This window comes from Blautia sp. DFI.6.71 (assembly GCF_020593585.1).
Lineage (GTDB): Bacteria > Bacillota > Clostridia > Lachnospirales > Lachnospiraceae > Blautia_A > Blautia_A wexlerae.
In genome coordinates this window covers 1-6,530 of record NZ_JAJDMJ010000090.1, presented here as the reverse complement: position 1 = coordinate 6,530, position 6,530 = coordinate 1, and the positions used below count along the sequence as shown (strand labels likewise).

The 6,530-nt window shown below is 38.6% G+C and carries 5 protein-coding genes; 2 read left to right on the top strand and 3 right to left on the bottom strand.

The annotated features are described in order from the left end of the window. Positions 1-203: 203 nt before the first annotated feature. From LJE12_RS19010 to LJE12_RS19000, 3 genes are read right to left on the bottom strand one after another with little or no spacing between them, the layout of a single operon-like run. Positions 204-1,163, bottom strand: coding sequence for a HipA domain-containing protein (locus LJE12_RS19010; protein WP_055153874.1), 960 nt, complete (start codon positions 1,161-1,163; stop codon positions 204-206). Further along, on the bottom strand, positions 1,160-1,492 hold the full coding sequence (locus LJE12_RS19005) for a HipA N-terminal domain-containing protein (RefSeq protein ID WP_118409687.1): 333 nt from the start codon (positions 1,490-1,492) through the stop codon (positions 1,160-1,162). Before LJE12_RS19005 ends, LJE12_RS19010 begins: the two co-directional genes overlap by 4 nt. 3 nt (positions 1,493-1,495) lie before the next feature. Further along, positions 1,496-1,696 (bottom strand): helix-turn-helix transcriptional regulator, encoded by a 201-nt coding sequence (locus LJE12_RS19000; RefSeq protein ID WP_055058954.1) that lies wholly within the window; start codon positions 1,694-1,696, stop codon positions 1,496-1,498. Between the two features lie 477 nt (positions 1,697-2,173). On the opposite strand from LJE12_RS19000, the gene LJE12_RS18995 reads away from it, so the two are divergent. Together LJE12_RS18995 and LJE12_RS18990 are read left to right on the top strand one after the other, a co-directional pair. Then, positions 2,174-6,187, top strand: coding sequence for a hypothetical protein (locus tag LJE12_RS18995; RefSeq protein WP_227227146.1), 4,014 nt, complete (start codon positions 2,174-2,176; stop codon positions 6,185-6,187). 120 nt (positions 6,188-6,307) lie between these two features. After that, the coding region (locus tag LJE12_RS18990) for a hypothetical protein (RefSeq protein ID WP_227292366.1) at positions 6,308-6,530 on the top strand (223 nt) is incomplete at its 3' end.

Sequence of the window (6,530 nt, the reverse complement as noted above, 5' to 3'; positions counted from 1 at the left end):
CGCAAGTCCGGATTCTGTGAGGGGCGTACGACCGCAAGGGGTGCGTCTACTCGACACCGAAAATAACCTATAATACAGAATTCCTTACCCACATATAAAAACATCCCAGCTGTATGAATAATATACATAGTCGGGATGGTTTTAATTTTCAAAATCTGTAAGATTTAAGTGACGGGAGTATGTCGCATCCAAGTGCCGTTTATCTAACTCAAAATATCAAGCCTTTTTGAAATAAGTTCCTCCATTTGCTCTTTTTGCTCTGCTGACAAGCAAGATTCTTCTATCTGTGTAAAAAGTTTTGCCTTTAATGAGCATACTTTTTTCATCATACGTTCCGCAGAATTTAATGGAATCCCACAGGATTCTGCCAGTATCCGAAATTCTTTCTTATGAATATTACGTTTTTTGCCATTTATTGTGAGTGCCAGCTGTTCTTTATCTTCTGGCATGATCACATTAACAGGAAGCATATCGTATGCTTTTGATAATTGGAAATTTCTACTACCAGGCTCCGTTTCCTTTAGCGAAAAGTTTTTCAAATGCATATCTGAATTTCCCATAACGAAAGATCCAACAACACGCAGAAACAGCTCTGACAGGTCTAAGCCCGGTGTTGCAGAACATTTTTTTATGATTCTTCCGCATTGTTCATAAGAACCTTTATATTTATCCTGTGTCAGCCTGTAAGACAGCTGGCAGAAATCTTCCATGGCATATAGTTTGGTCTCTTTTTCTGATATTTCCCGGTCTATCCTTTTAGTAATATACGCGTATTCATCATTCATTTTTATAAGAGCATGGGGAACCGTCTGGATTCCCATAATTTCTGCGAGACGCATTGCCAGATCCTCAAATTCCGGCATATTATCAAATTCTTCCGTTTGCGGCTTCAGGATATATCCTGTCGGATAGTCCACAATTGTAAGTCTTGCATTAAGATCTGTTGATAAATGCAGGGAAAGCTTTTTCTGAACTCCCGGCACAGTAAGTCCCTCATTTACTATTTCATTTGCCAGGATTTCCAGTTGCTCTTTCGTAATATCCAAGATTGGTAATTCATCTGTCTGAAAAAATCTCTTTACACACTTTTTATGCCAGCACCATTCTTTTTCCACATTCGTTGCACTATTTGTTATTGGCTTTCCACAACACAAGCATTTCATACCTTTTCTCTCCTGATACAAACATCGCCAATGCAGTCTCTGCAGGCAGATAACAGTAATCCAAACCGGTCTTTCTGGTTGATTTTCCAGTTTCGGCTGACCACCCCCAGAAGCCATCCTTCTGGAATCAGTCCGTCAAAAAAAGGAAACAATATAGTTGTCTCATAAGGCTCCTGACGTAATGGAAGTGTCAGGCTTACTGCCACTGCATCTTCTCTGTCCAGATAATCCTGGTCATAAGTAAAAATATACCCTTCTTCAGTTTCTGCAATAATTCCGGAAAAATGATTTTGAATATATACATATCCCTTTCTATATTCTGACTCCACCTGCTAATCCTCCTTTTTTCCTGGTACAGCTTCTTTCCCAAACATTGCCAGTGCCTGATTCACTTTGTCCAGACGCACAGTTTCTTTTCCCTGTTCCAATTCCCTTACAAAACGAAGTCCAAGTCCGGAACGGATTGCAAAATCCTCCTGCGTCAGCCCTGCTTTTTTTCTTTCTTCTTTTATATAATCTCCAATTGTACTCATATTAAACATATTAATCCCGTTCGGGTATAATTTCAAGCGAATTATATACAAAAATCCCGTTCGGGTATAATTTATATATTTCTATATCAAATCATCCCGAACGGGTATAATACTATTTTTATGTTTTGTGCCCCGGGTTCCGATTTATTGTGGTAATAGGGAAAATACAGACACGATTGTTGAAATCTATTTTCGCTGATCCGACACCGTCAGTTTTTTAGGTAGATCCTCTGGATATTTTATATTTTATGAGTCTCATTATATACTGTTATTTATTGCAATCAGCGTAAAACAAGAAGAGTTTTTTCAATACATCATCAGATTTATGTGCAATAACTGCCTGTTTTTACTGCGACTGTCAACAATTATCCACTTATAAATCATAAAATCCAGATATTCCTCAAGTCTGAAATCAATTCCCCATACGAAATTTTCTCCAAAATCAACCTGTCCACCACCCAAAGGGGAACTATAATCATGACAAAGATTAAGAATACGAAGAAAGGCATGGCTAAGAAAACCTTAAGTATGTCTCTCGTCGTTGCAATGCTGGCAACCTCTAACGTGCCGGTTTGGGCTGCTGAGTTCAGCGATGGTACTGACGCTTCCGTAGCTACTGAAGCAGATGCGTTCGCTGCAGAAGCTCCTGTTGTTGACGATACAGAAGACGCAGCTCCAGCATCTGTAATGGTAAATGAAGCTGATATTACTCTTAACTTATCTGCAGACAGCAAAAAAGTTGTTTGGGGAGGAGCATCTGTTATCAGTGGTACTGTAACTAAAACTGACGGATCAGAAGTAGAAGGTGGATGGCAGTATCGTTGGGTTGACGAAAAAGGTATTGCATATGCATCTTCTAACGGAAAAGTAGACGATGCAGTTGATATGAGTTTGAATACAACAGCTGACATGGCTGGAAAAACATTAACTCTTTATGTTTACGATGTAGACAGCAATCAGCAAACTCTTTATGACATTAACACAGGTATTTCTGTAGCTGTAGAAAAGAGATCTTTAAATTCTGTGACTGCTACACCTGCAACCACAACAAAAGCATACAACGGTTTTGCTCAGACTATTACTGAAGCTGACGGCGTTGCACTTACTGTTCTGGATTCTGAAAATGCAAATGTAGCTGCTGATGCTTATGAAACATCTGTAACTAATGCAACTAATAATAAAGAAGAATTCAAACTTACTGTAACAGCAAAAGAAGACTCTGCTTACACAGGCAGTGCTGAACTTGTAATCGGTAAGGTTACAGCAAAAGCATATGCAAAAGGAGATATCCTTGCAACAGCAACAAAAGGACAGTCCTATCAGTATACAGGTAAGGCTATTAAGATTTCCAAAGATAACATTACATTAAAAGAATCTGCTTCCAGTAATAAAGGCGCTGATGGAAAATTAAGCGGTGCTGATTTATCTGCTGCAGTTACAACTGCTCAGGTTGAATATACAAAAGTAGGTGATTACCCCGTTGTTGTATATGTTGACAAAACAAAATTAAAGAATTTTACAGGTGCAGATGAATATTACACAACAGATGAGACTGTTAACGTTGCAAAACGTGACCTCTCTACAGCAGGAACAAAGATTACTGTTAACACTTTAAGTGGACAGATTCCAACAGATATTGCTGTAAGCAAATTAGCTGATTATCTGACATTTACAGGTGTAGAAGGCTCAGACCTTTCTGCAATTAAAAACTCCAGCAAAGAATATACACTTATTGTAAAAAATGCTGATGGTACAGACGCTAAACAGTTTAAAAACGGAAGTACATATACTGTTACAGTACGTGCAAAAGACGGTGGAAACTGCACAGGTGAGCAGACATTCACTGTTGTTGCTACTGCAGCTGCATTAAATGCTGTATCTGCAAAAACACAGTATACAATAGATTATACAGGCGATGAGATCAAACCTTCCAAGAGCGATTTAGGAGAACTGGTTATTCAGTATTTCAACGCACAGGGTAAACCCAAAACAGAAGATCTTGGAACAGACGGATACGAAATCACAGGATATACAAACAACGTAAATGCAACAACTGTATATGACGGAAATTACAATCCAGTAGCAAATGCTTACGTTAACATCAAGATTACAAGCGGAACATACAAAGATCAGACAGCATCTATTCCGTTCTTAATCAAACCACTGGTAGTTGAAGCTGATTATGTAACTGTACCGGATGATGTTTCTATTAATAAAGCACTTACAGAAGCAGGCGAATATAAACTTCCTGTAACAGTTGTAGCAAAAGACGAAACAGGAAAAAAAGTAGAAAAAACTCTCACAGACAGCGATTTCACAGTTAAATATGAATATGAAAAAGCTTTCGGTAATGACTTGTTTAACAACATCATTACAAAAGTTACTGTTACAAACACAAACTATATTTTAAAAACAACAAACGGCAAAACAAGAACTGTTACAGCAAGCGGTAAGACAGAAATCGTACCTAAGAAATTAACAGACGCTATGGTTGTTGCAACACCTTCTACTTATACTTACACAGGTGGAAAGATCCAGCCTACTTATGCAGTGCTTGACGGTGCTATTGCTCTTTACAAGAAGGGTGAAGTTAACGATAAAGATGCTGAATATGAGGAAGTAAGCATCAGCAATGCTGTAAATGTTGGTACTGGAACAATCACTGTACAGGGATGCAACTACTTCTATTCAGGAAAAGCAACTGGAACATTTACAATCACAGCTGCAAACACAGCAGATGTAAAAGTATCCATCGCTGATCAGGATTATACTGGAAAACAGGTAAGACCTCGTAAATTTACAGCAACATTAAATGGAAACGATGTGTCCAACCAGTTTGAGATTGTTTCTTATGGCGAAAATGTTGAAGCTGGAACCGGAACAGTTGTTCTGAAACCATTAGATGGAAACAAGAACTTCACAGGTTCTAACATCACAGCAAGCTTCAATATCGTAAAAGAAAAAGTAGAAGCTACTCTTAATGTTTATGACAGCAAAGGATTTGATGTAACAGATGCTTATAAAGCAGACGTAGATAAAGATGCTGATGGAAATGTAAATGGTGTAGTTCATAACAGCCAGGTTGCATTCACATTTGACGGAAATGAGCATACTTTTGCAAAGGCATTATTAAGCAACATCAGAAAAGTTACAAATGATGGCGTAAAGACAACTGCAAAAGAAAGCGATTTCGAAATCAAATATGCAGACAATATCACAGGTAAGAAAGTAACTGCTGGAAAAGAAAACATTGGTTATATCTATGCAGTAGCTAAAGAAGGAACAGGATTTGCAGGAACTAAGACAATTGTTACTTCTGATGGAACAATTATCAACGGTGTTGTTGCTTATATCCCATTCACAATCAAATCTGTTAAATTCGTTGCTAAGAATGTAAGTGTTAAGAACGCTACATATGCAGGCGGCCTTCCAGTTAAACCAGAAGTACTGATTCAGATTGGTGGAAGCACATTAGTTGAAGGCAAAGATTATACTCTTAGATTAATCGACAAAAATGGCAACACTGTAACTCCTATCGATGTAACTGTTGGTGATATTTATGGAGTAGAAATCAAAGGTATCAACGGATACACAGAATCTGGCGTTGCAACATTCGATACAGACGATGTTGACAGCACAGCTTACTCCAGAGCAAACTTAACATGGGGCGTTGATAAGAAGAACATCAGTGATTGTACTGTAACTGTAAAAGATGGCGTTACAACTGTATTAAACGGATATCTCCCAGTTCCGTCTACAGAATATACTTCTGAAAAGAACGCTGACGGAACATATACAGTAAAAGCAAACAGCACATCCAAAAACTATACAGGATCCAAGACAGTAGTTGCAGACGGAAAAGCAGAAGATGAAAAACCGGATGCTCCGATGATTACTAAAGTAAATGTTACTGGAAATAAAGCAACAGTTGTTCTTTCCGGTGATGCTGATGGCGCTGCAGGTTATGACTATGTAATCTCTACAGACCGTGACTGCATTATAAATAAAGACTATGATTCCATCAGCAAGAATCAGGTCAGCACATCCACTAACTTTAAGTATGTACAGCAGGGAACATACTATGCATACTGCCACGCTTGGAAACGTGACGAAAACGGTAAGAAAGTATTCAGCGACTGGTCAAATGCATATCCATTCGTTGTATCTGCAATCACACCGGATGCTCCGATCATCACAAGCGTAAAAGTAAGCGGAACAACTGTAAAAGTAACATATAAAGCAGCTGCTAATGCAACAGGATACGACGTAGTACTTGGAACATCTTCCAAGAAAGAAAACGGCGAGACTCGTCCATATCACTATGGCGATCACAAGATCCTGAACCTCAAAGAAGGTACAGTAACAGCTACATTTAAGAATGTACCAAAAGGAAGCTGGACAGTAGGAATGCATGCATTCAACAGAACTTCCGAAAACGGCAAGAAAGTATTCAGCCCATGGTCCAATCTTAAAAAGATCACTGTAAAATAATCCATTTGGGTAATTTTATATAAGATTCCAACAGGCAAGACGGGGCATAATTCATGATTATGCCCCATTCTTGCAATGCAAAAGAAATACGTTTTTCAGATAATAAAGGAGAAAAAGAGTATGGGATTAAAAGAACGTAGAAAAAAAATCATGGCTTTAATGCTCGCTGCCTGCGTAGCAGGGACCAGCGTTGTACCTGTAGCAGCTTCTGACGTCAGCGTATTCTCTGATGGAACTGATGCCGCACCAGAAGCATTTGATTCTGTTGATGTTGGCAGTGCTACTGTAGCAACTACTAAAACTGTAAAAATTAACTTCTACTGCCCAGACGAAAAGAAACAGA